The organism is Caballeronia sp. GAFFF2 (assembly GCF_023631485.1).
Taxonomy (GTDB): domain Bacteria; phylum Pseudomonadota; class Gammaproteobacteria; order Burkholderiales; family Burkholderiaceae; genus Caballeronia.
This window is the reverse complement of record NZ_JALQDA010000006.1, coordinates 193,478-217,968: the sequence shown is the minus strand read 5'-3', so window position 1 is coordinate 217,968 and position 24,491 is coordinate 193,478. Positions and strand designations below refer to the sequence as shown.

Below are 24,491 nucleotides of genomic sequence, written 5' to 3'. Positions count from 1 at the left end.
GCGCTCACGCGAAGCGCTGGCCGAACGGACTACCCTTTCCTTTTCTTCCCTCTCTTCTAAACGACCGCCATGCCCCTTCGTTCCGATGTGACGCTCGACTTTCTTCGCAACCGTCAGAAGGGCCGTCTGCCCGAGTTGCTCGGCGTGCAACTGATTTCACTCGAAGAAGGCGCGTTGACGGGCGAACTCGTCATCCGGCCGGAGTTACTCGCGCCCAATGGCTTTCTGCATGCGGCAACGGTCGTCGGCCTGGCGGATACCTGTTGCGGATACGCGTGCATCGCTCATTTACCGGAGAACGCGCAGAATTTCACGACGCTCGAATTGAAGAGCAATCACGTGTCGACGGCGCGTGAAGGGAAGATCATCGCGCGGGCGACGGCCGTGCATGCCGGACGAAGCACGCAAGTGTGGGATGCAAGCGTCACCAATGGCGAAGGAAAGCTGATCGCCATGTTCCGGTGTACGCAGATGATTCTTTATTGAGGAAAAGCCGGACAGCGGCGCGACTGTCCCGGCTTTTCAAGTCGCGATCAGAAATCGACTTGCGCGGAAATCAGCAAGGTCCGCGGCGCGGCGTTGGTCACGTAGGTGCCCTGCTGCATCCAGTACCGGCTGCCGAACAGATTCTCGACGTTGGCGCGAAACACGACGTCCTTCTTCGCGATGCGCATTCCGTAACGCACGCCGACGTCGTAACGCGTCCACGACGGCAAGCGCAAGGTATCGCTGGAATCGTAGTACTGCGCGCCCGTATGGATGATCCGCCCGTTGACGCTCAGGCCCGGCACCCACGGCAAGTCGTAATCCGCGCCGAGGTTGAAGGCGAACTTAGGCACGCCGCCCGGATCGTTGCCGTCCTGCGTGCCGCCCGCCGTGCCCGAAACCTTCGGATCATAGAACGTCGCGCTCGCCATCAGGCGCAGACTGCGGAACACTTCGCCGTAAGCAGCCAGTTCGAGACCGCGCACGCGCGTCTTGCCGTTGTAGCCGTAGAAATTCGTGGTGGGATCGGTGACGGCGTTGGGCTGCGAGATTTGAAACACCGAAACCGATGTCAGCACGCGGCCCCAATCCGCCTTCACGCCCGCTTCGTATTGGTTCGACTTGTACGGCGCAAACGCCTGGCCCGCGTTCGCGGTGCCCGCCGGCGCCGTGCCGCCATTCGAAAGACCCGACGTGAAGTTGCCGTACACGGAAACATTCGAAAGCGGCTTGATCACGATGCCCGCGAGCGGCGAGATCGCCTGCTGGTCGAGCGAGCTTTGCTGCGCGCCCGTGGTCGGATCGTAATTGTCCTGGCCGATCGTCTGACGACGGAAACCGCCCGTCAGCAGCACGCGGTCGTTGAAGAACGACATCGTATCGATGACCTGTTGACTGTTCAGACGCGTCTGGCTGCTGCGCTGCATGTCGCCGCGCGGGGTATCGACGGGTGCAAGGGGCGACGGCGAATAGAGATTGGACGCCACCGCGGTCGATCCCAGCGCGTAGAAGTAGCCGATCTCCTGATTCAGGCTCGTCACGCCCGTGACCAGCGTGTGCTTGACGCCGAAGGTATCGAAGTGAAAGCGCAGGCCCGCATCGACGGTCTTGGTGCGCGTGTACTGGTCGTAATAGCCGTTATAGGCGCTGAACTCGCCCGCCGCCGTCATGCCCGCCGCATACGGGAAGTTCTGCTGCGACGTGCCGTAATGCTCTCCCGCCGCGCCGTACACGGTCACGTACTGGTTGATGTCGTACTCGGCGCGCGTCATGACGGCCGAATCGCGCAGCTTGAGCTTCGAGCCGGGATAGAGATTGTTGTATGCCGAAGGCACGGCGGGCACGGCGGTCGCGGTGCCGAAACCGATCTGCGAGCGGTACTCGTCGGTGTTCTCGGAGACGTTGTAGGCGTCGAACGACCAACGCAACTGTTTGCCGCGATAGTCGAGGCCGATCGCGCTGTCGCCCTGCAATTGGTTGCCGTGCGCAATGCCGGTCTGCCCGTCCTTGATCTGGCCGTTGAAGCGCACGCCCCACTGGCCTTCATCGCCGAAGCGGCGGCCGATATCGGCGGCAAATCCGAACTGGCTCTTCGATTGATACAGCGCAGTGAGACGCGTGAGCGGGGTATCGTCGGCGCGCTTGGTGACGATGTTGATCGCGCCGCCGACGCTGCCGCCCGGTCCCATGCCGTACATGAGCGAGCCCGGGCCTTGCAGCACTTCGACGCGTTCTAGGAGGTTGACCGGCACGCGCGCCGCCGAGACCATGCCGTAGAGGCCGTTGAGCGCGACATCGGTCGGCTGGACGTCGAAGCCGCGAATCTGGAACACGTCGCCGAAACCGCCGCCGCTTTGCTCCGTGCGCACCGACGCGTTGTTGACGACGAGGTCGCCAATGGTACGCGCCTGCGTGTCCTGGATCATCTGCTCGGTGTAATTCGTCGTGCTGAAAGGCTGGTCCATCACGTTCGCCGTTCCAAGCACGCCGATGCTGCCGCCGCGCGCCACTTGTCCGCCTGCATAGGGCGCGGGCAGATCGCCGGGCGCCGCCGATCCCTTGACCATCACGGCGGGCAAGGTCGTCGATTGAGCAGCACCGGCGCTATCGGCCGAGGTGCCGTCCGCCGCCGGCGCGCCTTGCGCGTAAGCGCTCGCCTGCATTGCGGCGGCGGCGACCAGTCCCACGAAAAGACGTTCTACCGCCTTCGATACCGCAGTGCGGCGACTGACTTCTTGCTGGGTGACCGATCGTGACATAAGGCGTGGATATTCGAAAAAAGGTGAATTGAGCCGTCTGAGCGCGTAAATGCGAATCGTTAACAATTGTAAAGTGTCTATTAAACGGACGGTACAAAAATTGTATTTGTCGTATCAGAAACTGTTGTCGTGCTGCGACGTGTACGAGGCGTCACGGCACACTGGACGAGAAAAAGCCCGCGCGCGGCGGGCTAAATCCTAAGCAAAGAACCGGGATTTTAGGAAACCAGCAACAGGCTCACTGTCCCGACAGATAGAACGCCTGATCCCGCTGCGTCGTGACGCCGACGACGGTGAGCTGTCCGTTGACGACCGTGGCCTCCACGGGCATCGACACGTTATTGAGCGTGCAAGACGCGCCGCCCGCGAATTTCAAGGTGCCATCGAGCAGATGCTTGCCGGTCGAGCGCGGCTTGAAGCTGCCCGTGAACGTGCAGGCGTTCTGCGTGCCCTTGGCCGTGCCGTCCGCCGCGAAGGTGATCGACGAGATCGGCGAGACGCCCGATGCGCTCGTCCAGGTGCGCGCCACGTCGTTGATGGCGATCGGCGTGTCGTACGTCGCGTTGTAGTTGCCGTTGTACGCGGTGGCGGCGGTATCGGGCGGAACATAGAGCGAGGTGGTCGCGGTGAGCGTGCTCTTCTGCGTGAAGTTGCCGCTGAGCGAGCCGGCACGGATCGCGCCTGCTTCGTGGAAACCTACCGTCGACGCGTCGCTGAACGCGCCATCGGTCGCCGTCATGATGCCTTCGATCAGCCAGACGAACGAGCCATCTCGCGAATAGATGCTGAAGTACTGACCCGATTCGAGGACGATGGTCTGCGCCGCGAACGACTGCCCGGAATTCACCGAGCCGTACCAGAAGCCTTCAGGAAGCGTATGCGACGGATTCGTTACGCACGATTTCTGCAGATTACCGAGGTCGGTCGTGCAGGTCTTGTCGTCGCCGCCGCCGCCGCCGCAAGCAGCGAGGACGGGCAATACGAGCAGCATAAGCTTGGAGCGCAGTTTCATGAGAGCGTGTTCTTGGTATCGGATTGAGCACAGGCCGCCGCTCGTCACGGCGTGCCGACAATCAGATAACGGACCGCTGCCGCAAAACTTGAATGCGGAAAAGCACGCCCCGCGGCAGCTCGTCCTTAAGCGAACGCCGCCAGCACCGCCTTCAGATCCAGCGCCTGCTCGAACGAATCCGCGAGCCGGTCGAGCGACGCCTCCCGCAACGCCGGATAGTCGAGCGGCGCGGCATCGTTCACGCCGGCCCACGCGAGCAACGCGGCACAGGCTTCGGGTGTATCGAAGAGGCCATGCAGATACGTCGCCGCGATCTGCCCGTCTTGCGACACCGCGCCGTCGAAGCGGCCGTCGTCGAGCGCCACCGCCGGCCGCGCGAGCGCCGCGCCGCTCGTGCGTCCCATATGAATCTCGTAGCCGCGCACGGGCGCCTCCTTGCCGTCGATGACAAGCCGCCCCGTCACGTTTGCGAGCTGCTTGTCGGGCGTGAGCACGGTGGCGAGATCGAGCAGCCCCAGGCCATCGACACAACCCGCCGCGCCTTCGAGGCCCGAAGGATCGTCGACCGTGCGCCCCAGCATCTGCATGCCGCCGCAGATGCCCAGCACCTTGCCGCCGTAGCGCAGATGCCGCTCGATCGCCCGCTCCCAGCCGTTCGAACGCAGCCACGCCAGATCGCGCTGCACGCTTTTCGACCCAGGCAACACGATCAAGTCGGCGGGCGGCGGCGCCATGCCCGGCCGAACGTACTCGAAATCGACTTGCGGATGCGCCCGCAGCGCATCGAAGTCCGTGTGATTGCTGATGCGCGGCAACGCCGGCACGATCACCTTCAGCGTCGATTCCGCGCCGCGCGACCGCGCCTGCGACGGCAGCATGTCCTCGGCATCGAGCGTGAGGCCATGCAGATACGGCAAGACGCCGAGAACCGGCTTGCCGGTCTGCGTTTCGAGCCATTCGAGCCCCGGTGCCAGCAAGCCGATATCGCCGCGAAACCGGTTGATGACGAAGCCGCGCACTCGTGCCCGCTCACTTTCCGAAAGACACGCGAGCGTGCCGACGAGATGCGCGAACACGCCGCCGCGATCGATGTCCGCCACCAGCACGACCGGACAATCGACTCGTTCCGCGAACCCCATGTTGGCGATATCGCGATCGCGCAGATTGATTTCGGCGGGACTGCCCGCGCCTTCGACGATCACCGCGTCGAATTCGGCCGTGAGCCGCGCGTAGGACGCGAGCACGGCATCGAACGCGGTGCGCTTGTATTCGTGATACGCCCGCGCGTCCAGATTCGCATGCGCGTGACCGTGGATGATCACTTGCGCGCCTCGATCGCTCGTCGGCTTGAGCAGCACCGGATTGAAGTCGATGCGCGCGGGCACGCCCGCCGCGATTGCCTGCAGCGCCTGCGCCCGGCCGATCTCGCCGCCATCCACCGTGACCGCGCTGTTGAGCGCCATGTTCTGCGGCTTGAACGGCGCGACCTTCGCGCCGCCGCGCCGCGCGAGCCGGCACAGGCCCGCGACGAGCGTGCTCTTGCCGGCATCGGAAGTCGTGCCCTGAATCATCAGCGTGCCGCGCGGCGCGAAAGACATGGAATGCGGTCCTCGGGTGAAAGCCTGCATCTTAGCCCGCCGGTACAATATTGCGATGACCACGACCCACTCTCCACGCAACCTCATCTTCGTTCTCGGCGGCGCTCGTTCGGGCAAAAGCGCGCACGCCGAACGCCTTGCCAACGAGAGCGGTTTGCCCGTGACATACATCGCGACTGCGCGCGTCGGCAGCGACGCCGAGTTCGCCGAGCGCGTGCGGCATCATCGCGAAAGACGGCCCGCGCACTGGACGCTCGTCGAAGCGCCGCTCAGTCTTGCCGATGCCGTGCGCGACGCGGACAGGCCGGGCGCGTGCGTGCTCATCGACTGCCTGACGCTCTGGCTCGCCAATCTGCTCTTCACAACCGATAACGCCGACGCGCAGAACGCGTCACTGCCGCGCGAGGCCACCGATGCCTTCGATGCCTTCGACCGCGCGCTCGCCGCCGTGCGCGGCACGGTCATCGTGGTATCGAACGAAATCGGCTTGGGCGTGGTGCCGCTCGGTTCCGTCACGCGCCTTTATGTCGATGAACTCGGCCGATTGAATCAACGCGTCGCCGCCGCAAGCACGCGCACGACGCTGATGGTCGCGGGTCTGCCGATCGCGCTGAAAGGCTGACCGGCGATGCTCCTGCTTTCCTTTTACTCGATGTCCTTGCTCGCGGTGCTCGGCGTGATCGTCGATCGCATGTTCGGCGAGCCGCGCACGCGGCATCCGCTCGTCGCCTTCGGGCGATATGCGACGAAGCTCGAAGCGCGCATGAACACGGGGCATCGGGCGCGGCCGGCGGGCATGCTTGCGTGGCTTGCGGCCGTCGTGCCGCCGGTGTTGGTCGCATGGGCGCTCGTGAGCGTGCTGCCGCCCGCGTATGCCGCGGCCGTGCATGTGATCTTGCTGTGGTTCGCGCTCGGCGCCAAGAGCTTGCGTCAGCACATTGCGCCGATTGCCCGCGCCCTCTCGCTCGGCGACCTCGAAAGCGCGCGCAAGCTCACCTCGCGGATCGTGTCGCGCGATACCTCGCAAGCCGACGAGAACGCCCTTTCGCGCGCGGCCGTCGAATCCGCGCTCGAAAATGGCAACGATGCAATCTTCGGGGCGCTCTTCTGGTTCGTGATCGCGGGCGGGCCGGGCGCGCTCGCGTTTCGTCTCGCCAATACGCTCGACGCGATGTGGGGTTATCGCACGCCGCGTTACTTGCGCTTCGGCTGGGCGGCGGCGCGCATCGACGATGTGCTCAACTTCATTCCCGCGCGCCTCACGGCGGCGAGCTACGCGCTCGCGGGCGACACGCGCATGGCCTGGCATTGCTGGCGCACGCAGGCGCGTGCGTGGGACAGTCCGAACGCAGGGCCGGTGATGGCCTCGGGCGCGGGCAGCCTCAATGTGCTGATTGGCGGCGCGGCGGTTTATCACGGCGTGCTCGAAGCGCGTCCGACGCTCGGCGCGGGTCATGAGGCCACGCCGAGGCACGTGGTCGCGGCGTTGAGGCTCGTCGAGCGTTCGATCTTGCTGTGGCTTGCCATCCTGCTCGTCTTTGCCTTGATGAGCGCGTCCGGACATGGGTGATTCTTCTGTTTCGATTCGACGCGTCCATCACTTCGCGCCTTCCACACGCCATCATGTCTGATCCACTGCGTCCCATCCGTCACGGCGGCAATCTGCGCGAAGCCGCGCTTCGATACGGCATCGCGCTCGACGACTGGCTCGATCTTTCGACGGGCATCAACCCCTTAGGCTATCCGGTCCCGCCCATTCCGCCCGATGCCTGGCGCCGTTTGCCCGAAGACGCCGATGGTCTCGCCGAACTCGCCGCGACTCATTACGGCGCGCCGCTCGCGCTGCCCGTCGCGGGTTCGCAGGCCGCCATTCGTGCCTTGCCGTGGCTCTTGAAGAAAGGCACGGTGGCCATCGCACCGTTGACGTATGGCGAGTACACGCCGGCGTTCGTGCGCGCGGGCCATTCGGTCGTACCGCTCGATGTGAATGCCGACCCGTTGCCGAATGCCGTCGATCACGTGATCGTCGCCAATCCGAACAACCCGACCGCCGAGCGTCTCCCGCGCCACGTCTTGCTGCATTGGCATGCGAAGCTGGCATCGCGCGGCGGTACGTTGATCGTCGATGAAGCATTCGCCGATGTCGATCCCGCCGAGTCTCTTGCCGGTCGCAGCGCGGATGCGGGGCTTGTCGTCCTGCGCTCGGTCGGCAAGTTCTTCGGGCTCGCGGGAATTCGCGCGGGCTTCGTGCTTGCCGCACCCGATGTGATCGCCATGCTCACCGATGCGCTGGGTTCATGGACCGTCAGCGGCCCCGCGCGTCACGCGGTGCGGGCGGCGTTCGAGGATCGCGCGTGGCAACGGGAAACCCGCGAACGCTTGCAGCGCGATGGCGCACGGCTCGCGGCGCTTATCGCGCATCATGGGTTCGACGCGCGTGCGACGCCGCTTTTTACGTCGTTCCAGACATTGGATGCGAGCGGCTTGCACCATGCGCTTGCCACGCGCGGTATCTGGACGCGGCTCTTCGATCCGGCTGGGATGACGCCGAGTTTGCGCATCGGCTTGCCAGGCAGCGAAGGAGAATGGGCGCGGCTTGAACGAGCGATGGCGGAGGTTTGCGCGTGACGTCGAAATCTTTCTGGCGCACCTTGGCTGCGCGGATCGGCTTGCTTGGCAGTGAAGTCAATCGGGCGCAGCTTGAACGCTCGCTCCCGGAGGTTTGCGCGTGGGCTTAGAACTCGTCTTGCGCACCTTGGCTGCGCGAATCGGCTTGCTCCGGCGCGCAAGCAACCGAGGTCTGCGCGCGTTCGCCGCGCGTTCGCTTCGACACGCCGTTCCGCATGTCCTTCTCGCAACGACGTTGACGCTGAGCGCATCGCCCTCTTTCGCCGCCATCACCGTCACCGACGACAGCGGCTCCAGCATCACGCTAGCGACACCCGCCACGCGCGTCGTGAGTCTCGCGCCGCATGTCACCGAATTGCTGTTCGCGGCGGGCGGCGGGTCGCGTATCGTCGGCGCGGTGACGTATAGCGATTATCCGAAGGAAGCGCAGGCTATCCCGCGCGTCGGCGACAACAAGGCGCTCGATCTAGAGCGCATCGTCGCATTGCATCCGGACTTGATCGTCGTATGGCGGCATGGCAATGCGGCGCGGCAGATGGATCGGCTGCAAGCGCTCGGCATTCCGATCTTCTTCAGCGAACCGCGCCATCTCGACGATATCGCGAGCAACATCGACCGGCTCGGCGCGTTGCTCGGCACGAAAGCGAACGCACGCGCGGCGTCGGCTGCATTCACGCGCGATATCGGCAGTCTGCGGACGCGTTATGCGCAACGTCCGCCGGTCGGCGTGTTTTATCAGGTGTGGGACGACCCGCTCATGACGCTCAACCGCGACAACGTGTTCAGCGAAGTGATCGCGTTGTGCGGCGGCGTCAACGTCTTCGCCGCGAACGACACGCGCGTGCCGACCATCTCGACCGAAGCCGTGCTCGCGGCGAACCCGGAAGCCATCGTCACCGCGACGCCCGGCGCGACGACGCCGAATCGCGCGTTGCCCGCACTCGATCGATGGAAGCGATGGGGTTCGCTCACCGCGGTGGCGCGCGGCAACCTCTTCGGTATCGATGGCGATCTGATCAATCGGCCTACGCCGCGCATCGCGCTGGGCGCGGCCGAGCTTTGCAGGGATCTGGAGCAAGCGCGCGGGCGTCGCGAAAAGTGACCGAAGCGGCCCTGCCCTCAGGCATTCCACCGCACCAGCAGCCACTTCCCTCTCACGCGCCTGAACTGCACGATCGCGCCGAATTCGATCGGCCATTGCAACACGCTCGCGCGCTCCATCCCGAGCATATGCGCTGTCAGCACGCGCATGACGCCAGCATGCGCGATCACATGCACCGGCCGTTCGGCACGCTCGATATCACGCAACCAGGCCTCCACGCGCCCGGCGAACTGCACGAGACTCTCCCCGCCGTGCGGCCTCGCGTGTTCGATATCCGCGGCCCAGGCATCGATCAGCGCGCGATCGATCGCATCCCACGCGCGCCCTTCCCATGCGCCGAAGTTCATCTCGGCGAGGCGCGCATCGACGTGAGGCGCGATGCCATCGCTCAACGCCGAGGCCAGCGATGCACATCGCACGAGTCCGCTCGAATGCCAGCCATCGACACACGCGGGCACGTTCAGCGACAGCATGCGCGCCTTCAGAGCGCAAGCCGATGCATTCGCATCGCGCAGCAAGGGAACATCGCTCTGGCCGTAGCACACGCCTGCATCGACGCGCACGGCTGGATGCCGGATCAGTACGAGATCCATGCGAGCCCGATGAGATAAATGGCCAGTTCGAACACCTGTTGCGCGAAGCCGAGACAATCCCCCGTGTAGCCGCCGATGCGCTTCACGAAGTACCGTCCCATCGCCCAGCGCAGCACCGTGAGCAACGCGAGCGTCAGGCAGGCGAATTTCCAGTCGATGACAAAGAGCCACGGCACGCCGAAGATCATCGCAATCAGAAACGAGCCCGCGCTCATGCGCTGTGCGACCGGCTTCGCCTTGCCCTCGGCGCGCACATAGTCGAGCGTGACGAGATAGCTGATGGCGAAAACGCGGCTCGCGGCGTGCGCGGCGATCAGCAACCATGCCGCAATGAGCGCCGGCGTGCTTGCGAGCGTCTGCCACTTGAGCGCCAGTGCAATGACGAGCGCAATCGCGCCGAACGCCCCGATGCGCGAGTCATGCATGATGCGCAACACGTCATCGCGCGTATAGCCGCCGCCGAAGGCGTCGGCGCAATCGGCAAGACCGTCTTCGTGGAACGCGCCGGTCAGCACGAGCGTGGCGGCCATCGACAGCAACACGGCAACGCCCAACGGAAGCACGCGCAACGCCGCGAGCAGGACGAGCGCGGCAATACCGCCGACCATCACGCCGACGAGCGGAAAATAACGCGCCGCCGCGTTCAAATAAGCGCGCTCGAAGCCAACCCACCGCGGCACCGGCACGCGCGTGAAGTAGCCGAGCGCGGTGAAGAAGTAGCGCAGTTCGTCGAGCGGACGGGTCATTGCGGCAAGCGGGTCGAGACGCCCGCGCGCCTGAACGCAGTGACGCGCCCCGACCTCGTGCAGCGCTTGCGGATGATGCTCATCGCCGTCACTCTCGCTTATCCGTGACACCCGCCGCCTCGAAGCTCGCCATCTCATCGACGAACGCAACGGCCGCGCGCAGGATCGGCAACGCGAGCGCCGCGCCCGTGCCTTCGCCAAGCCGCATGTCGAGTTCCAACAGCGGCTCCGCATGCAGATGCGCGAGCATGCCCCGATGCCCCGCCTCGTTCGACGCATGCGCGAACACGCAGTAGTCGAGCACCTCGGGTGCGATCTTCGCCGCGACGAGCAGGCCGGAAGTCGCGATGAAGCCATCGACGAGAATCGTCATGCCCGCGTCCGCCGCAGCGAGACACGCACCCGCGATCATCGCGATCTCGAAGCCGCCGAACGTCGCGAGTGTGTCGATTGCATCGCCTTCGGCCGCATGCAACGCGAGCGCTCGGCCAAGCACGTCGCGCTTGTGCGCAAGGCCGCGATCGTCGAGACCCGTGCCGCGTCCGACGCATTCGCCAATGGGCACACCGCACAGACGGCTCATCAGGCACGCCGCCGCCGACGTGTTCGCAATCCCCATCTCGCCGAAGCCGATCACGTTCGTACCGAGCGCCGCATGATGCCGCACACGCGCCGCGCCGCGCGCGATGCCTTCGAGCGCGGTCTCGCGCGACATCGCCGCTTCCTTCGCGAAGTTGCGCGTGCCGAGGCCGAGCGACAGACGCTCGTAGCCGCTATCGATGGGAATCGGTGTCGCCACGCCCGCATCGACCACTTCGAGCGTCATGCCGACCGAACGCGACAGCGCGTTGATCGCCGCGCCGCCCGCCAGAAAATTCGCGACCATCTGCGCGGTCACTTCTTGCGGATACGGACTCACGCCCTCGGCCGCGATACCGTGATCGCCCGCAAACACGATCATCGCCGGGCGCTCGATGCACGGCTTCGTCGTGCGCTGAATCACGCCCATTTGCAGCGCGAGCGTTTCGAGCCGACCGAGGCTGCCCGGCGGCTTCGTTTTCGTATCGATGATGCGTTGCAGTTCGGCTTCGCGCGAACGGTCTGGCGCGCGGGGCGTAGGCAAGTCGTGAGCGTTTGACATCGGCAATCCTTCAGGTGCGTGCAACGGGAATGGACGGCACAAGCGCTTCGTGCTTGCCATCGCGAATCAAGGCTAGCGGATAGCCGAACGCGGCGCTCGCGCGTTCAGGCGTGAGCACGTCCGCGACGAGACCGGCGTGCGCGCCGCCCCTGCCATCGAGCAAAAGCGCGTGCGTCGAGAAGCGCCGCGCGAGATTGAGATCGTGACACGAGAAAATCACCGTGCGGCCGGACTTGCGCGCGGCGTCGGCCAGTACGTGCAGACAATCGATCTGATGATGCAGGTCCAGATGCGCGAGCGGTTCGTCGAGCAGCAAGAGCGGTGTGTTCTGGCACAGCACGGCGGCGAGCGTCACGCGTTGCCGTTCGCCGCCCGACAATGTCAGGACATCGCGCGAGGCGAACGATAGAAGACCGAGCGCATCGAGCGCGGCATGCGCGGCAGCGCGGTCTTCGGCGCTCTCCCAGCCCCAGCCCGTGACATACGGAAAGCGGTTCAGCAGCACGGTGTCGAGTACGGTCGCGCTGAAGGCATCGTGCGAGCTTTGCGGCATCAGCGAGCGCGCGCGTGCGAGATCCGCCGCGCGCCAGGATGCGAGCGCGCGGCCATCGAGCGATATCGCGCCTTCGGCCGGCTTTGTCAAACCCGCGAGCACGCCAATGAGCGTGGTCTTGCCCGCGCCGTTCGGCCCGGCTATGCACCACATCTCGCCCGCGCCGATACTTTGCGTGAGGTCTTCCACGAGCGTGCACGCGCCCGCGCGCAAGCTGACGTGTTCGATATGCAGGGTCATCGCGGTCTCGCCAGCAGCATCCACAGGAACATCGGCACGCCGACGAGTGCGGTCACCACACCCACCGGCAATTGCGCGGGCGCGATCGCCGTGCGCGCGACGAGATCGGCGCTCATCACCGCGAGGCCGCCTGCCAGCGCCGACGCCGGCACGAGCATGCGCTGATCGTTGCCGAACGCGAGCCGCAATAAATGCGGCACGACGAGCCCAACGAAGCCGATGGTGCCCGCCGTCGTGACAGCCGCCGCTGCCGCAAGCGATGCGACGAGATACACCGACAGCCGCACGCGCGAGACAGGCACGCCGAGCGAACGCGCGGCCGTATCGCCACGCAACAGCACGTTGAGTTGCGGCGCGAGCGGCACGACGACGATCATCGCGACGACGAGCGCGATCAGCGCGGGCCACGGCGTCGCTGCGCCGTTCAGGTCGCCCGTCAGCCAGAAGATCATCCCGCGCAAGCGATTCTCCGGCGCAATACTGAGGATCAACGTGATGAGCGCGCCCCAGCCCGCCGCTATCACGACCCCTGTCAGCAGAAGACGCGGCGAGGCATCGCGATCGCCGTGCCACAGGTCGCGTCGCGCGAGTCCGAGCACCAGCACGATGGATGCGAACGCGCCCGCGCACGCGGCCAGATCGATGCCCCACCACGGCAGCGACGCGAGCATCGCCGTGAGCGCGAAGGTCGCCGCGCCGCCGGATACGCCGAGCACGTACGGCTCGGCCAGTGGATTGCGCAACAGCACTTGCAGCAGCGCGCCGGAAAGCGCGAGCAAGGCGCCCGAAGCGAAACCCGCAAGCGCGCGCGGCAAACGCAAGGTGAGCACGATGTCATCGGCGATATCGGGCGCGGCCGCATGCGCGTGCAGCAACGCCGCGATGGCGCGTGGCAAGGGCAACGCGACGCTGCCGAGCGCGAGCGACACCGCAAACACAAGCAACGCGGCAAGCCCGAGCGCAGCCCAGATGCCTAACGCGCGTTTAGCGTTCATCGCGCGGCGCAGGTCAACGGTGTCGCTCACGACGGGCGCCAGCCGAGCGTGACATAAGCGCCGCGCCTCGGCGTGTTGTACGAATAAGCCAGTTCATAGTTCCGGTCGAAGAGGTTGTCGACACGCGCGCTCACGTACCACGACTTCGTGATGTCATAGCGCGCCGACAGATTCACGACGCCATAGCCCGCGAGCGTCGAATCGTAATCGCTGCGCGCACCGCTCACGATCCACTCGCCACCCACGCGCCAGCTTCCTATCGAGCGATGCGCGCTGAAACTCGCGAAACGCCGCGCACGGCGCGTCAGGTCCTGATTGCCGGTTTCATCGACGGGATTCTGGAACGTCACGCCCGCGCGTAAATCAGTGGCGCCGACATGCCCTGCCCACGATCCCTCGACGCCCTGCACCTTCGCGCGTCCGACGTTCTGCGCGATATAGAAGCCGCTGCCGTCCGATACGTAATCGATCAGATTCGAATAGCGCGTCTGAAACGCCGTCACGCGCAGCACGCCCACTTGGTCCGATGCGTACTGCAGCGCCGCTTCCACCGAATGACTGCGCTCGGGCTGAATGGACGGATTGCCGCTGAACGGATAGTAGAGATCGTCGAAGCTCGGCGCGCGGAACGACGCCGCGTAACTCGCGCTCGCGCGCCAGTGCGTGTCGATGTTGTACGCATAGCCCAGATAGTAGCTGTTCGCGCCGCCGAAATCGGAATACTGGTCGTGGCGCAGATTGGCCTGCACCTCGCTCGGACCGAAGCGTCCCACATAGCCCGCGTACACCGAATTCACGTGACGATCCGGCGCGCTGAACTGATCCGAATCGAGCGTCTGGTCGAGATGCTCGTAACCGAACAGGAGCTTGTGCGCCTCCGTCAGGCGAAAGTCGTTCTGCCACAGATACTGGCGATCCTCGGAATTGAAGCGGCTCGTATAGATGCCGTTCTGCTCGATGTTCGCGCGGTCCTGTCCCTGCGCGACCGTGAAATGCGTGGTCCACTGGTCCGTGATACGGCCGTTCGCAAACACCGATGTCGACCGCACGCGACTGTGCGAATCGTTGAGATCGCCAGGCAAGCCGTAGGCATCGTCGAAACTGTCGATGCCGTTCGACTGATAGAAGCGCACGCCCGCGTCCCATTTGTCGCCGAACTTGTGGCGCAGCGTGGCCGCGACGCTTTCGTTCAGATAACCGTTCGCGTTCGGATTGGCGTTGGGCGCGAGCGCGGGATCGATCGACGAGAAACCATCGGTCTTCTCGCGCGATACGTTGAAGCTGAAGGTCGTGCGGCCTTCGCTATCGAGCGCGCCGGAAACACCCGCCGCTTGTCGCTGCGTGTGATAGCTGCCGTATTCCGTCTCGAAGTAGAAGCGCGGCGGATGCGCCTCGCCGTCTTTCGTGAAGATCTGCACGACGCCGCCGATCGCGCCCGAGCCGTACAGCGCCGACACGTTGCCGTTCACGACTTCGATGCGGTCGATCTGATCCGGCATGATCTGCGCAAGCTGCGCCGAGCCGAGCGATGCGGACTCCACACGCACGCCGTCGATTAAAACGAGCGATTGCGTCGAGGACGCGCCGCGTATGAACGTGCTTGCATTCGCTCCCGGGCCGCCATTGCGCGTCACCTGCACGCCGGGCGCAAGACCGATGACGCCGAGCGCGTCGTAGGCATTGCTATCGGCGATATCCTGGGCGTCGAAGAGCGAAGTCTGCGCGATCGTATCGGCGAGAGGTTGCACGGTGCGCGTCGCGGTCACGACGACGGGCGCGAGCGGCGGTTGCGAGGCTTCGTCCGCGAGCGCTTCATGAGCGAGCAGCCAGGTGTTGAGGGCGACGAGCGCGGCGCGTTCGATCGTTTTGCGTCTGCCCGCGTGTCGGGCAAGTGGCGATACCATGCGTGAAATGTTCCCATGCGTAGGCTGGCGCGACCTCGCTCCCCGCAAGGCCAATGCGCGACGAGCGCGCTCGAATGCGAACAGACGAACGCGCTGAACAGTTGGCCGGTATCCGGGCTGGCGACACACCGTCCCGCCTTCCCACGCATGAAGCGCAGTGGCATCGACACGTTCTTCGCCTTGCCTGCGTCGAGCGGCGGATTCTTGCGAATCAGACAAACTCGCAAGCAAACTCACACGACGGCGCGGCGAAAAACGCGCAAGGGACGACTTGCAACTTGCGTTGCGGTCGCTTACCGTTGCGGGGGCAGCACAGGTTGGCGTGGCCTTGGCGGCGCCGCTTCCTGTTTCCCGTTTGACTGCGCCCGCAAAAGAATGCGGACGCGAGCACCAAAAGTGCGGCAAGTGTAGGAGCGCGATTCAGGACCGTCAAGAAACGACCCTGGCCGATCATCGCAAGACACACGGCTCACGACGAACCCAACTAGAACCCGCCGTCGCAACACATCGGCAGCGCCCGCGCTTTCCACACACGAATGCATCGCGATGCACGCATGATCGCGTGCTGTTACGTCTCGAAACGAGACAATTATCGGAAGCTCCGTTGAACCGCGCTAGAATGCGAGGTCTTTAGAGGACGCAGCACATGCTCAACGAACTCGAATCACTGTCAGGAAATATCGGCCGGCTGATCCAGATCAGCGAGCGGCACAATCAGGCGCGTCTCGCGCTTGAAGCACAAATCGAACAACTGCGTAGCGACTACGCGAACGTGCAGGCAGAGCTCGTGCAAATGCGCGAAGAGCGCGACACGCTCCAAGCCGAACGTGATTCCCTCTCGGCCAAGATCGACGACGCGCAGGTCCGCCTGAACGCGATCCTCGAAAAGTTGCCGCGCGGCAAGTCCGCGAATCATGCCGAGACGGAAAATCAGCTCGATCTCCTCGATGCCCGCTCTCACGATGTGCAAGCCGCGCACGAGCATGCGCACGCGGGAGAGCACAGCGAGCATCATCACGGAGAGAAGGCATGACGACCACGCAGATCGAAGTATCCATTCTCGGCCAGCAATATCGCCTCGCCTGTTCGCCGGAAACCGAAGGCGCGCTGCGTGAAGCGGTGGCACGGGTCGACGCCGAGATGAACAAGGTGCGCAATGCAAGCAACGTGCGCGGGCAAGACCGCATCGCGGTGATGGCCGCGCTTTCACTCGCTTCCGAATTGCTGAGGCTGCAAGAAAGCGTGCGTCATGGCGAGGCCTTCCCCGCCGAGGAAATTCGCCGCACGATGCACTCCATGAACGAACAGCTTGGTGCTGTCATTGCGCAGTATGAAGTGCAGTGACCGAAGTGCCGCGACGCCGCTCCGTGGCGAACGCTAATCGGTCGCGCGATGTCAATCGAAAAAAGAAACTGCGCAATTGGTGTCGAGAGGCTGCATTAGACATTCGATTGGTGTAGAGTGACTACTCCCTGCCTGGTTCGCCAAGGTCATATATTCCTTGAACCAATGCTACATTGGCACGGTTGTGGAAACTTGCAGCACGGGCGCGCGCGTCACTCTGTCTGATGTACCCGAAGTGTTGCTTACTGCGACCAATCTTGAACCCAGGTTCAGGATGCCGGCCTAGCGGCCGAGGTGGGGACCCTACTCCAGCGGCATCGGTTCATACCGATGCCGTTTGCTTTTGTCGAGCCCGTTTTAAAACCCCGTTGCCGAATCCATCATGCGCTACTGGCTGATGAAGTCCGAACCGGACGAAGCGAGCATCGATCATCTCGCGCACGCGCCGAAGAAAACCCTCCCGTGGACGGGCGTGCGCAACTATCAGGCGCGCAACTTCATGCGCGACCAGATGCAAGTCGGCGACGGCGTGCTCTTCTATCATTCGAGTTGCCCGGAGCCGGGCATTGCGGGCATCGCCAAAGTCTGTTCGACGGCCTATCCCGATCCCACTCAGTTCGACGCCAAAAGCCCGTACTTCGACGCCAAGTCCGTGCAGGCGACGCCGCGCTGGATGCTCGTCGATGTGCGTTTCGTCAAGAAGACGCCGTTGATTCCGCTCGCGACATTGCGCGAACACGCGGAACTCGCCGACATGCAAGTGCTGGCGCGCGGTAATCGGCTGTCGATCACGCCCGTGACCGAGGCGCAGTGGCGCTTCATAACCGAGCGTCTGGTCTAGGGCGCGCGAATCGTTCAAGGGAACTAAGGGAACGAACGAAGCGCCTAAGTGCGGTCGCGAATCACGCGATGCTCTTGCACTCGGAGTCCTTGAATGATCGACAAGAAAACCGCCGCCGCCCTCGCCTTCGTCGCGATGTCGAGCGCCGCGCTCACGCTTCCGCTTTCGGCCGCCGCTCAGACGGTAATCACCAATCCGCAGCCATCCGGCGTGCTCTCGCTATCCGCGCAAGCCAGCGCGCAAGTGCCGCAAGATGTCGTCAACATCACGCTGTTCTACGAGCAGGAAGCGGCCGATCCATCGTCGCTCACCACCACGCTCAATCAGCGCGCCGAAGCCGCATTGCGCGAAGCAAAAGGCGTCGACAACGTGACCGCGAAAAGCGGCTCGTTCACGGTTTATCCGAGCACGGATCGCGACGGCAAGATCTCCGCGTGGCGCGGCCGCACGGAGGTCGTGCTGGAATCGCATGACTTCGCGGCGGCGTCCAAGCTCGCGGGCAAGATGAGTAACGCCATGCAAGTCGGCAGCGTCGCGTTCTCGCTGTCGCCCGAAGCGCAGCGCGCCGCCGAGCAGAAGCTCTCGACGCAGGCCATCGAGTCGTTCCGCAAGGAAGCGCAGGCCACGAGCCAGGCGTTCGGCTACGCCAACTTCACGATCCGCGAAGTGAACGTGGGCCACAGCGGCGCGGGTCCGCGCCCGGTGATGATGATGCAGGCCCGCTCGCTTGGCGCGGACGCGAAGGTCGGCGCGCCGATGGCGCTCGAAGCCGGCACGACGACGGTGACCGTCGACGTGTCGGGTTCGGTGCAAATGGGGCGATAACTGCTGTGCCGGAGAACGCGGCGTGATTTACGCCGCGTTGCCGGACACGCGTTTCTGACGTTTGTACGCCCACACCATCATGACGATGCCCGCGACGATCATTGGCAGCGAGAGCCATTGGCCCATCGAAAAGCCGAGCGCGAGGAGTCCGAGATAATCATCCGGCTCGCGCGCGAATTCCACCGTGAAGCGCGCAATCCCATAACCGATCAGAAACAACGCCGACACTGCGCCCACCGGCCGCGGTTTGCGCGCGAAGAGGTAGATCACCGCAAACAGCACGAGCCCTTCCAGCGCGATTTCATACAACTGCGACGGATGGCGCGGCAGCATGTGATAGCGCGAGAAAATCTCCGAGAGATTGTATTGCGCATCGAGCTGCGGATGCTTCGCGAGCCAAATGGCGTCGTCGTTGGTGGAGTTTTGGAAGAGCATGGCCCAGGGCGCGGCCGGATCGGTCACGCGGCCCCACAACTCACCGTTGATGAAGTTGCCGAGACGCCCCGCCGCCAGTCCGAGCGGCACCATCGGCGCGACAAAATCCGTCACTTGCAGCCACGTGCGCTTGCGCTGAAACGCGAACAGGACCATCGCGAGCGTCACGCCGAGAAAGCCGCCGTGAAACGACATGCCGCCTTCCCACACCTTGAAGATATCGAGCGGATGCGCGAAGTAATAACTCGCCTTGTAGAACACCACATAGCCAATGCGGCCGCCGAGAATCGTCCCGAGCACGCCGTAAAACAGCATGTCGTCGATGTCCTTGACGGTCCAGCCTTGCGCGGCGACATGCGGCAAGCGCAGACGCAATCTGCCGATGGCAATGGCCGAAATGAACGCAACGAGATACATGAGGCCGTACCAGCGCACGGCGAGCGGTCCGAGATGGATCGCGACGGGATCGAAATTGGGATGTATGAGCATCGTGTAATGGAAGAGCCAGGCGAACTTCAAAGGCGAATCATACGGCAACGACGGCAGCAGCCTGCGCGCGCACGATCTCGATGAGCCGGCTCAACACCGGACTCACTTCGGCCGCGCGCCACACGAGCCCGGTTTCGACCACGGGCCCCGGTTCCCGCAACGGGCGATACACCACGCCCGTGCGCCGCAGATGCCGCACCGACTGCGGCACGAGCGCGACGCCCATGCCGGCGGACACGAGGCTCACGATGGTCTGCATCTGTATCGCCTCTTGTCCGATGCGCGGCGTCAAACCGGCCGCGCCGTAGCAGCCCATAATGATGTCATACAAACCCGGCGCGAGACGCCTTGGAAAGACGACGAGCGGCGCGCTGGCCAAGTCGTGCAGATCGACGGGCGTCTCGGTCCATTCGGCGGCGCCCTGCCCGAGTTCCTGCGCGGCATCCGTCGACATGGCGATGACGAGCGGCTCGCGCGCAATCGGCAGATACGAAAGCGTCATGGCGTGACGCGGCGGCAGCGGCGGAATCACGAGACCGGCATCGATACGGCCGGCCACGAGTTCGTCTATCTGAACATCGCTGGTGGCTTCCGTGAGTTGCAGACGCACGCCCGGATAACGCGCATTGAATTCGCGCAGTAACGCTGGCAAAAGGCCGTAATCCGCCGTGGAGACGAACGCGAGCGAGAGCACGCCCGCCTCGCCGCGCGAAAGCGACTGCGCGAGCGGACGCAAGGCGTCGGCGGTGGCAAGCAGGCGGCGCACCTCGGGCAACAGATCGCGGCCAACCGGCGTCAGTTCGACCGTGCGCCGCGTGCGTTCGAACAGCACGACGCCGAGCGCGTCTTCCAGCGCACGGATGGCCTGCGAGAGCGGCGGCTGCGTCATGGCGAGGCGCGCGGCGGCGCGGCCGAAGTGCATCTCCTCGGCGACGGTCACGAAGTAGCGCAGCAGGCGGAGTTCGACTGGCATCGATATGTTTTGCGACTCAATAGACCCTGAATAATATATTGGACAGATACATCGACGACACTGCATTCTTCCTGCACCACACCAAGAACCACGATCCCCTCAGGAGGCAGCCATGCCCTTCAATCGCCGCTCGAAACACATCACGCAGGGCGTCGCACGTTCGCCGAACCGCTCGATGTACTACGCCCTCGGTTACAAGGAGGAAGACTTCGACAAGCCGATGATCGGTATCGCCAACGGTCACTCCACCATCACGCCGTGCAACGCGGGTCTGCAGCGTCTCGCCGATGCCGCCGTCGAATCCATTCGCAAGTCCGACGCGAATCCGCAAATCTTCGGGACGCCGACCATTTCGGACGGCATGTCGATGGGCACCGAAGGCATGAAGTACTCGCTCGTCTCGCGCGAAGTCATCGCCGACTGTATCGAAACGGCCGTGCAGGGACAGTGGATGGACGGCGTGGTCGTGATCGGCGGCTGCGACAAGAATATGCCGGGCGGCATGATCGGCCTCGCGCGCATGAACGTGCCGGGCATCTATGTGTACGGCGGCACCATTCGGCCGGGCAACTGGAAGGGCAAGGACCTGACCATCGTGTCGTCGTTCGAGGCGGTCGGCGAGTTCACGGCCGGGCGCATGTCGGAGGAAGATTTCAAGGGTGTCGAGAAGAACGCGTGTCCGTCCACCGGTTCGTGCGGCGGCATGTACACGGCCAACACCATGAGCTCTTCGTTCGAGGCGCTCGGCATGTCGCTGCTCTATTCCTCGACGATGGCGAACCCGGATCAGGAGAAGGTCGATTCCGCCGGCGAATCGGCGCGCGTGCTCGTCGAGGCCGTGAAGAAAGATCTGAAGCCGCGCGACATCATCAACAAGAAGTCGATTGAAAACGCCGTGGCGCTCATCATGGCGACGGGCGGTTCCACCAATGCCGTACTGCACTATCTGGCTATCGCGCATGCGGCGGAAGTCGAATGGAGCATCGACGACTTCGAGCGCATGCGCAAAAAAGTGCCGGTGATCTGCGACCTGAAGCCGTCAGGCCAATATGTCGCGACCGACTTGCACAAGGCGGGCGGCATTCCGCAGGTGATGAAGATCCTGCTCGATGCGGGCATGCTGCACGGCGACTGCATCACGATCACGGGCCGCACGCTCGCCGAGGAACTGAAGGACGTGCCGAGCAAGCCGCGCGCGGATCAGAAGGTGATTTTTCCGATCGAGCAGGCGTTGTACAAGGAAGGCCACCTTGCGATCCTGCGCGGCAATCTCGCGGAAGACGGCGCGGTGGCGAAGATCACGGGCTTGAAGAACCCGGTCATCACGGGGCCGGCGCGCGTGTTCGAAGACGAGCAAAGCGCGATGGACGCGATTCTCGCCGACAAGATCAAACCCGGCGATGTCGTCGTGCTGCGCTATCTCGGCCCGCAAGGCGGCCCCGGCATGCCGGAAATGCTCGCGCCGACGTCGGCGATCATCGGCAAGGGGTTGGGCGAAACCGTCGGCCTCATCACCGACGGGCGGTTTTCTGGTGGCACGTGGGGCATGGTCGTGGGCCACGTCGCGCCGGAAGCGTTCGCGGGCGGGACCATCGGGCTCGTGCAGGAAGGCGATTCGATCACCATCGACGCGCACAAGCTGCTGCTGCAATTGAACGTGGATGACGCGGAGATCGCGCGCCGCCGCGCGCTGTGGACGAAGCCGGCGCCGCGTTACACGCGCGGCGTGCTGGCAAAGTATGCGGCGTTGGCGTTGCCGGCCAATCGCGGGGCGGTAACGGGCTGAAGTGGGTCCAGCCAGGAAAGGCGAGCGCCCGGCGTTAAAAAGCCGCTACGAATGTTATTCGTAGCGGCTTTTTTCGTTCGGAGCCGTTGGCAAGCCCCGCTCACTCTTCCCGCTGCCGCCGCAACTCCTCTTCCACCGCCGCTCCCACCCACTCGCGCAAGCGTCCATCCAGCGCCACCGCCACTTCGCGCGTGATGTCCTCGACGAGCGTCTGCGTATGTTCGCGCAGCACTTCCTCGCAGCGCGCCGCGATCAGCGCGCGGGCATCGGTGTCCAGATACTGCGTGACGCGCGCGCGCAGGCGTTCGGCGACCAGCGCGGCATCGTATTCGAATGCCGCTTCCGCCGATGCCGCGCGCGCATATTCCGGCTTGCCGGGCACGACGACATCGGTGAGAACGGGGATGGACGTATCGAAGGATTCAGGTGTTTTGGTCATGGTGTCTCCGTCCGTCGCGTGATGAGCCTGTGTTGTGCGCCAATCGTAATGCCCCGCGACGGCGCGCTATGTTCGCTCAACCGCCTTGCTTGTGCGTTTCGATGGCGTAACCGCGATCCCGATAGAACCGGAAGCGCTCGCGCCCGGACGCGAGTTCGTCGTCCTCGTTGCCGACGATCTCCACGAGCCGCTCGAAGCGCGCGAATTGCGCGGACACCGGCGCGCCGAGATTGACGAGCACCTGATGATGCGGCGCGTCATCCAGATTCGACGTGAGCACGACCGGCGTCTCGGCCGCAAGCGGGCTTTTCGCCATGCAGTGCGGCACGAATTCGAGCGGCGCAAAGGTCCACAACTGCTCGTCGAATTCGGCGAGACGGCGCGGCTCGGCAAGGACGACGAGCGCGCGCCCGCTCGCATACGCCTTGCGCGCGAGGCGGCAGGCGTAGGCGAGCGAATCGCCCACGTTGGTATGAAAGTCGATGCGCGTCACGGCCTTACGCTCACTGGCCCGCGCGATCGATCAGGAACTGCGAGAGCAGCGGCACGGGTCGGCCCGTGGCGCCCTTCGCCGCGCCGCTCTTCCACGCGGTCCCGGCGATATCCAGATGCGCCCACGGATAGCTCTGCGCGAAACGCGACAGGAAGCACGCCGCCGTGATGCTGCCGCCCGGACGCCCGCCGATATTCGCGACATCCGCGAAATTCGACTTGAGCTGATCCTGATACTCGTCGTCGAGCGGCAGACGCCACGCCGGATCGACGGCTTCGCGCGAGGCATCGAGCAATTCGCCGGCGAGCGCGTCATCCTTCGAGAACAGGCCCGTGTTGTGATGGCCGAGCGCGATGACGCAGGCGCCGGTAAGTGTCGCGATGTCGACGACGGCGGCAGGCTTGAAGCGCTCCGCGTAGGTCAGCGCGTCGCACAGAATGAGACGGCCTTCGGCGTCGGTGTTGAGCACTTCGATGGTCGTGCCGTTCATGGCGGTGACGATATCGCCCGGCTTGAGCGCGTTGCCCGCGGGCATGTTCTCGCAAGTCGGGATGACACCGACGACGTTCAGCTTGAGCCCCATCTCGGCGACCGCGCGCAGCGTGCCGAATACCGAGCCCGCGCCGCACATGTCGTACTTCATCTCGTCCATGGAATCGCCGGGCTTGATGGAGATGCCGCCCGTATCGAACGTGATGCCTTTGCCGACCAGCACGACCGGCGCGTTCTTGCCCTTCGCCTTGCCGGACTCGGTCCCGCCCGCGCCCTGATAATGGATGACGATGAATTGCGGCGGTTCCACCGAACCCTTCGCCACCGACAGGAACGAGCCCATGTTGAGCGCTTCGATCTGCTTCTGGCCGAGCACTTCGACTTTCAGCTTCCAGTCGCGGCCGAGCTTCTTCGCGGTCTGGCCGAGATAAGTCGGCGTGCAGACATTCGGTGGCAGGTTGCCGAGATCGCGCGTGAGGTCCATGCCGTTGGCGATCGCCACGCCTTGCCTGGCTGCGGCCTTCGCGGCTTTTTCATCGGCGGGATCGACACTGAAGACGATCTTCTTGAGCGAGCGCGCGCTGTTGTCGGGCTTGCTCTTCATCTGCGTGAACTTGTAGGTCAGTTCGCGCAATGCGAGGATGGCGGCGCGCACGCCCCAGTCGCCGCTGCGTTCCTGAATGGGCAACTGCGCGAGCGTAAACGTAGCCTGGACGATCTTGGCGCCGAGAATCACGCGCCACGCGGCACGTACTGCCTCGCCATATGCTTTCTGATTGAAGGCGTCCTGCTTGCCGAGTCCGACGAGCAAGATGCGCGATGCGCCAATGCCCGTGACTTCGGGAATGAGGAGCGTGGTGCCTGCGCGGCCGTTCATGTCGCCGGCCTTCACGACGCGCGAAACGAGCCCTTTGGTGGCGACATCCATGTCGCGTGCGGCGCCTGTCAACGTCTGTGCTTCGAAGATGCCGAGCACGATCACATCTGACTTCCCGGTGAGGAAACCATTTGCCTCGCCTTTGCTCCAATCACAGGCTTTTATGCTAAAGTCCATCGCGCTTATCCTCGGATAAAATCTGGGCTGAAGGATGAAAGCCGCAATTATCCGCTATTTTTTC

24 protein-coding genes, 1 other RNA gene and 1 riboswitch are annotated in these 24,491 nt (G+C 64.3%); of the genes, 11 read left to right on the top strand and 14 right to left on the bottom strand.

The annotated features are described in order from the left end of the window. Nucleotides 1-69: 69 nt before the first annotated feature. The gene (locus NCT04_RS03560) at nt 70-486 is read left to right on the top strand and encodes a PaaI family thioesterase (protein WP_244827275.1); all 417 of its coding nucleotides are present in this window, start codon (nt 70-72) and stop codon (nt 484-486) included. Nucleotides 487-533: 47 nt separating this feature from the next. Here the strand turns inward: NCT04_RS03560 and NCT04_RS03555 are convergent, their stop codons facing one another. The 3 genes from NCT04_RS03555 to NCT04_RS03545 all read right to left on the bottom strand — a co-directional run bounded on the left by NCT04_RS03555 (nt 534) and on the right by NCT04_RS03545 (nt 5,354). Further along, nucleotides 534-2,744: a TonB-dependent receptor gene (locus tag NCT04_RS03555; RefSeq protein ID WP_250463553.1), complete on the bottom strand. Its 2,211-nt coding sequence runs from the start codon at nt 2,742-2,744 to the stop codon at nt 534-536. A 238-nt stretch (nt 2,745-2,982) separates the two neighbouring features. Then, nucleotides 2,983-3,756 (bottom strand): hypothetical protein, encoded by a 774-nt coding sequence (locus NCT04_RS03550; RefSeq protein WP_250463551.1) that lies wholly within the window; start codon nt 3,754-3,756, stop codon nt 2,983-2,985. A 125-nt stretch (nt 3,757-3,881) separates the two neighbouring features. Next, nucleotides 3,882-5,354 (bottom strand): cobyric acid synthase, encoded by a 1,473-nt coding sequence (locus NCT04_RS03545; protein WP_250463549.1) that lies wholly within the window; start codon nt 5,352-5,354, stop codon nt 3,882-3,884. 55 nt (nt 5,355-5,409) lie between these two features. Between NCT04_RS03545 and cobU the strand changes: the two genes are divergently transcribed. The 4 genes from cobU to NCT04_RS03525 all read left to right on the top strand — a co-directional run bounded on the left by cobU (nt 5,410) and on the right by NCT04_RS03525 (nt 9,084). Beyond that, nucleotides 5,410-5,976, top strand: coding sequence for a bifunctional adenosylcobinamide kinase/adenosylcobinamide-phosphate guanylyltransferase (gene cobU / locus NCT04_RS03540; protein WP_250463546.1), 567 nt, complete (start codon nt 5,410-5,412; stop codon nt 5,974-5,976). 6 nt (nt 5,977-5,982) lie between these two features. Next, nucleotides 5,983-6,924, top strand: coding sequence for an adenosylcobinamide-phosphate synthase CbiB (gene cbiB, locus NCT04_RS03535; RefSeq protein WP_250463543.1), 942 nt, complete (start codon nt 5,983-5,985; stop codon nt 6,922-6,924). A 53-nt stretch (nt 6,925-6,977) separates the two neighbouring features. Further along, nucleotides 6,978-7,982, top strand: coding sequence for a threonine-phosphate decarboxylase CobD (gene cobD, locus NCT04_RS03530; RefSeq protein WP_250463540.1), 1,005 nt, complete (start codon nt 6,978-6,980; stop codon nt 7,980-7,982). Between the two features lie 235 nt (nt 7,983-8,217). Beyond that, entirely contained in the window at nt 8,218-9,084 is an 867-nt protein-coding gene (locus NCT04_RS03525; protein WP_250463756.1) for a cobalamin-binding protein, read from the top strand. A gap of 17 nt (nt 9,085-9,101) precedes the next feature. On the opposite strand, the gene NCT04_RS03520 is transcribed toward NCT04_RS03525, so the two are convergent. The 6 genes from NCT04_RS03520 to NCT04_RS03495 form a co-directional block, all read right to left on the bottom strand. Further along, a complete protein-coding gene (locus NCT04_RS03520) occupies nt 9,102-9,677 on the bottom strand; it encodes a histidine phosphatase family protein (RefSeq protein WP_250463537.1) in 576 nt (191 codons plus the stop codon). Continuing rightward, on the bottom strand, nt 9,662-10,423 hold the full coding sequence (locus NCT04_RS03515; protein WP_250463754.1) for an adenosylcobinamide-GDP ribazoletransferase: 762 nt from the start codon (nt 10,421-10,423) through the stop codon (nt 9,662-9,664). The genes NCT04_RS03520 and NCT04_RS03515 overlap by 16 nt, the downstream gene beginning before the upstream one ends. 88 nt (nt 10,424-10,511) lie before the next feature. Then, nucleotides 10,512-11,564, bottom strand: a complete 1,053-nt coding sequence (gene cobT / locus NCT04_RS03510) for a nicotinate-nucleotide--dimethylbenzimidazole phosphoribosyltransferase (RefSeq protein ID WP_250463534.1) — start codon at nt 11,562-11,564, stop codon at nt 10,512-10,514. A 10-nt stretch (nt 11,565-11,574) separates the two neighbouring features. Next, nucleotides 11,575-12,357: an ABC transporter ATP-binding protein gene (locus NCT04_RS03505; protein WP_250463532.1), complete on the bottom strand. Its 783-nt coding sequence runs from the start codon at nt 12,355-12,357 to the stop codon at nt 11,575-11,577. Further along, complete coding sequence (locus tag NCT04_RS03500) at nt 12,354-13,352, bottom strand: FecCD family ABC transporter permease (RefSeq protein WP_250463752.1); 999 nt, start codon at nt 13,350-13,352, stop codon at nt 12,354-12,356. Before NCT04_RS03500 ends, NCT04_RS03505 begins: the two co-directional genes overlap by 4 nt. 26 nt (nt 13,353-13,378) lie before the next feature. Continuing rightward, nucleotides 13,379-15,256, bottom strand: coding sequence for a TonB-dependent receptor domain-containing protein (locus NCT04_RS03495; protein WP_250463529.1), 1,878 nt, complete (start codon nt 15,254-15,256; stop codon nt 13,379-13,381). Nucleotides 15,257-15,342: 86 nt separating this feature from the next. Next, nucleotides 15,343-15,666, bottom strand: a riboswitch (cobalamin riboswitch). A 236-nt stretch (nt 15,667-15,902) separates the two neighbouring features. Between NCT04_RS03495 and NCT04_RS03490 the strand changes: the two genes are divergently transcribed. From NCT04_RS03490 to NCT04_RS03470, 5 genes are all read left to right on the top strand, one after another. After that, nucleotides 15,903-16,289, top strand: a complete 387-nt coding sequence (locus NCT04_RS03490; RefSeq protein WP_244827263.1) for an ATPase — start codon at nt 15,903-15,905, stop codon at nt 16,287-16,289. Further along, nucleotides 16,286-16,600, top strand: a complete 315-nt coding sequence (locus NCT04_RS03485) for a cell division protein ZapA (protein ID WP_244827262.1) — start codon at nt 16,286-16,288, stop codon at nt 16,598-16,600. The genes NCT04_RS03490 and NCT04_RS03485 overlap by 4 nt, the downstream gene beginning before the upstream one ends. A 122-nt stretch (nt 16,601-16,722) precedes the next feature. Then, nucleotides 16,723-16,905, top strand: a non-coding RNA gene (gene ssrS / locus NCT04_RS03480) — 6S RNA. A gap of 77 nt (nt 16,906-16,982) precedes the next feature. Then, the gene (locus tag NCT04_RS03475; protein ID WP_250463526.1) at nt 16,983-17,441 is read left to right on the top strand and encodes an EVE domain-containing protein; all 459 of its coding nucleotides are present in this window, start codon (nt 16,983-16,985) and stop codon (nt 17,439-17,441) included. Between the two features lie 93 nt (nt 17,442-17,534). Then, on the top strand, nt 17,535-18,266 hold the full coding sequence (locus NCT04_RS03470; RefSeq protein ID WP_250463523.1) for an SIMPL domain-containing protein: 732 nt from the start codon (nt 17,535-17,537) through the stop codon (nt 18,264-18,266). Nucleotides 18,267-18,293: 27 nt separating this feature from the next. On the opposite strand, the gene lgt is transcribed toward NCT04_RS03470, so the two are convergent. Both lgt and NCT04_RS03460 read right to left on the bottom strand, forming a co-directional pair. Then, the gene (gene lgt, locus NCT04_RS03465) at nt 18,294-19,190 is read right to left on the bottom strand and encodes a prolipoprotein diacylglyceryl transferase (RefSeq protein WP_250463750.1); all 897 of its coding nucleotides are present in this window, start codon (nt 19,188-19,190) and stop codon (nt 18,294-18,296) included. 37 nt (nt 19,191-19,227) lie between these two features. Beyond that, nucleotides 19,228-20,163 carry a LysR family transcriptional regulator gene (locus NCT04_RS03460; RefSeq protein WP_250463520.1) on the bottom strand — a complete coding sequence of 312 codons (936 nt, stop codon included), beginning with the start codon at nt 20,161-20,163 and terminating at the stop codon, nt 19,228-19,230. Between the two features lie 112 nt (nt 20,164-20,275). Here NCT04_RS03460 and ilvD point away from each other — a divergent pair, with 112 nt between their 5' ends. After that, nucleotides 20,276-21,949, top strand: coding sequence for a dihydroxy-acid dehydratase (ilvD, locus tag NCT04_RS03455; protein ID WP_244827257.1), 1,674 nt, complete (start codon nt 20,276-20,278; stop codon nt 21,947-21,949). Between the two features lie 100 nt (nt 21,950-22,049). Here ilvD and NCT04_RS03450 read toward each other — a convergent pair whose 3' ends face one another. From NCT04_RS03450 to NCT04_RS03440, 3 genes are all read right to left on the bottom strand, one after another. Then, nucleotides 22,050-22,388, bottom strand: coding sequence for a DUF2486 family protein (locus tag NCT04_RS03450; protein ID WP_244827256.1), 339 nt, complete (start codon nt 22,386-22,388; stop codon nt 22,050-22,052). Between the two features lie 76 nt (nt 22,389-22,464). Next, nucleotides 22,465-22,881 carry a DNA polymerase III subunit chi gene (locus NCT04_RS03445; RefSeq protein WP_244827255.1) on the bottom strand — a complete coding sequence of 139 codons (417 nt, stop codon included), beginning with the start codon at nt 22,879-22,881 and terminating at the stop codon, nt 22,465-22,467. 10 nt (nt 22,882-22,891) lie between these two features. Continuing rightward, nucleotides 22,892-24,427 (bottom strand): leucyl aminopeptidase, encoded by a 1,536-nt coding sequence (locus NCT04_RS03440; protein WP_244827254.1) that lies wholly within the window; start codon nt 24,425-24,427, stop codon nt 22,892-22,894. Between the last annotated feature and the right edge of the window lie 64 nt (nt 24,428-24,491).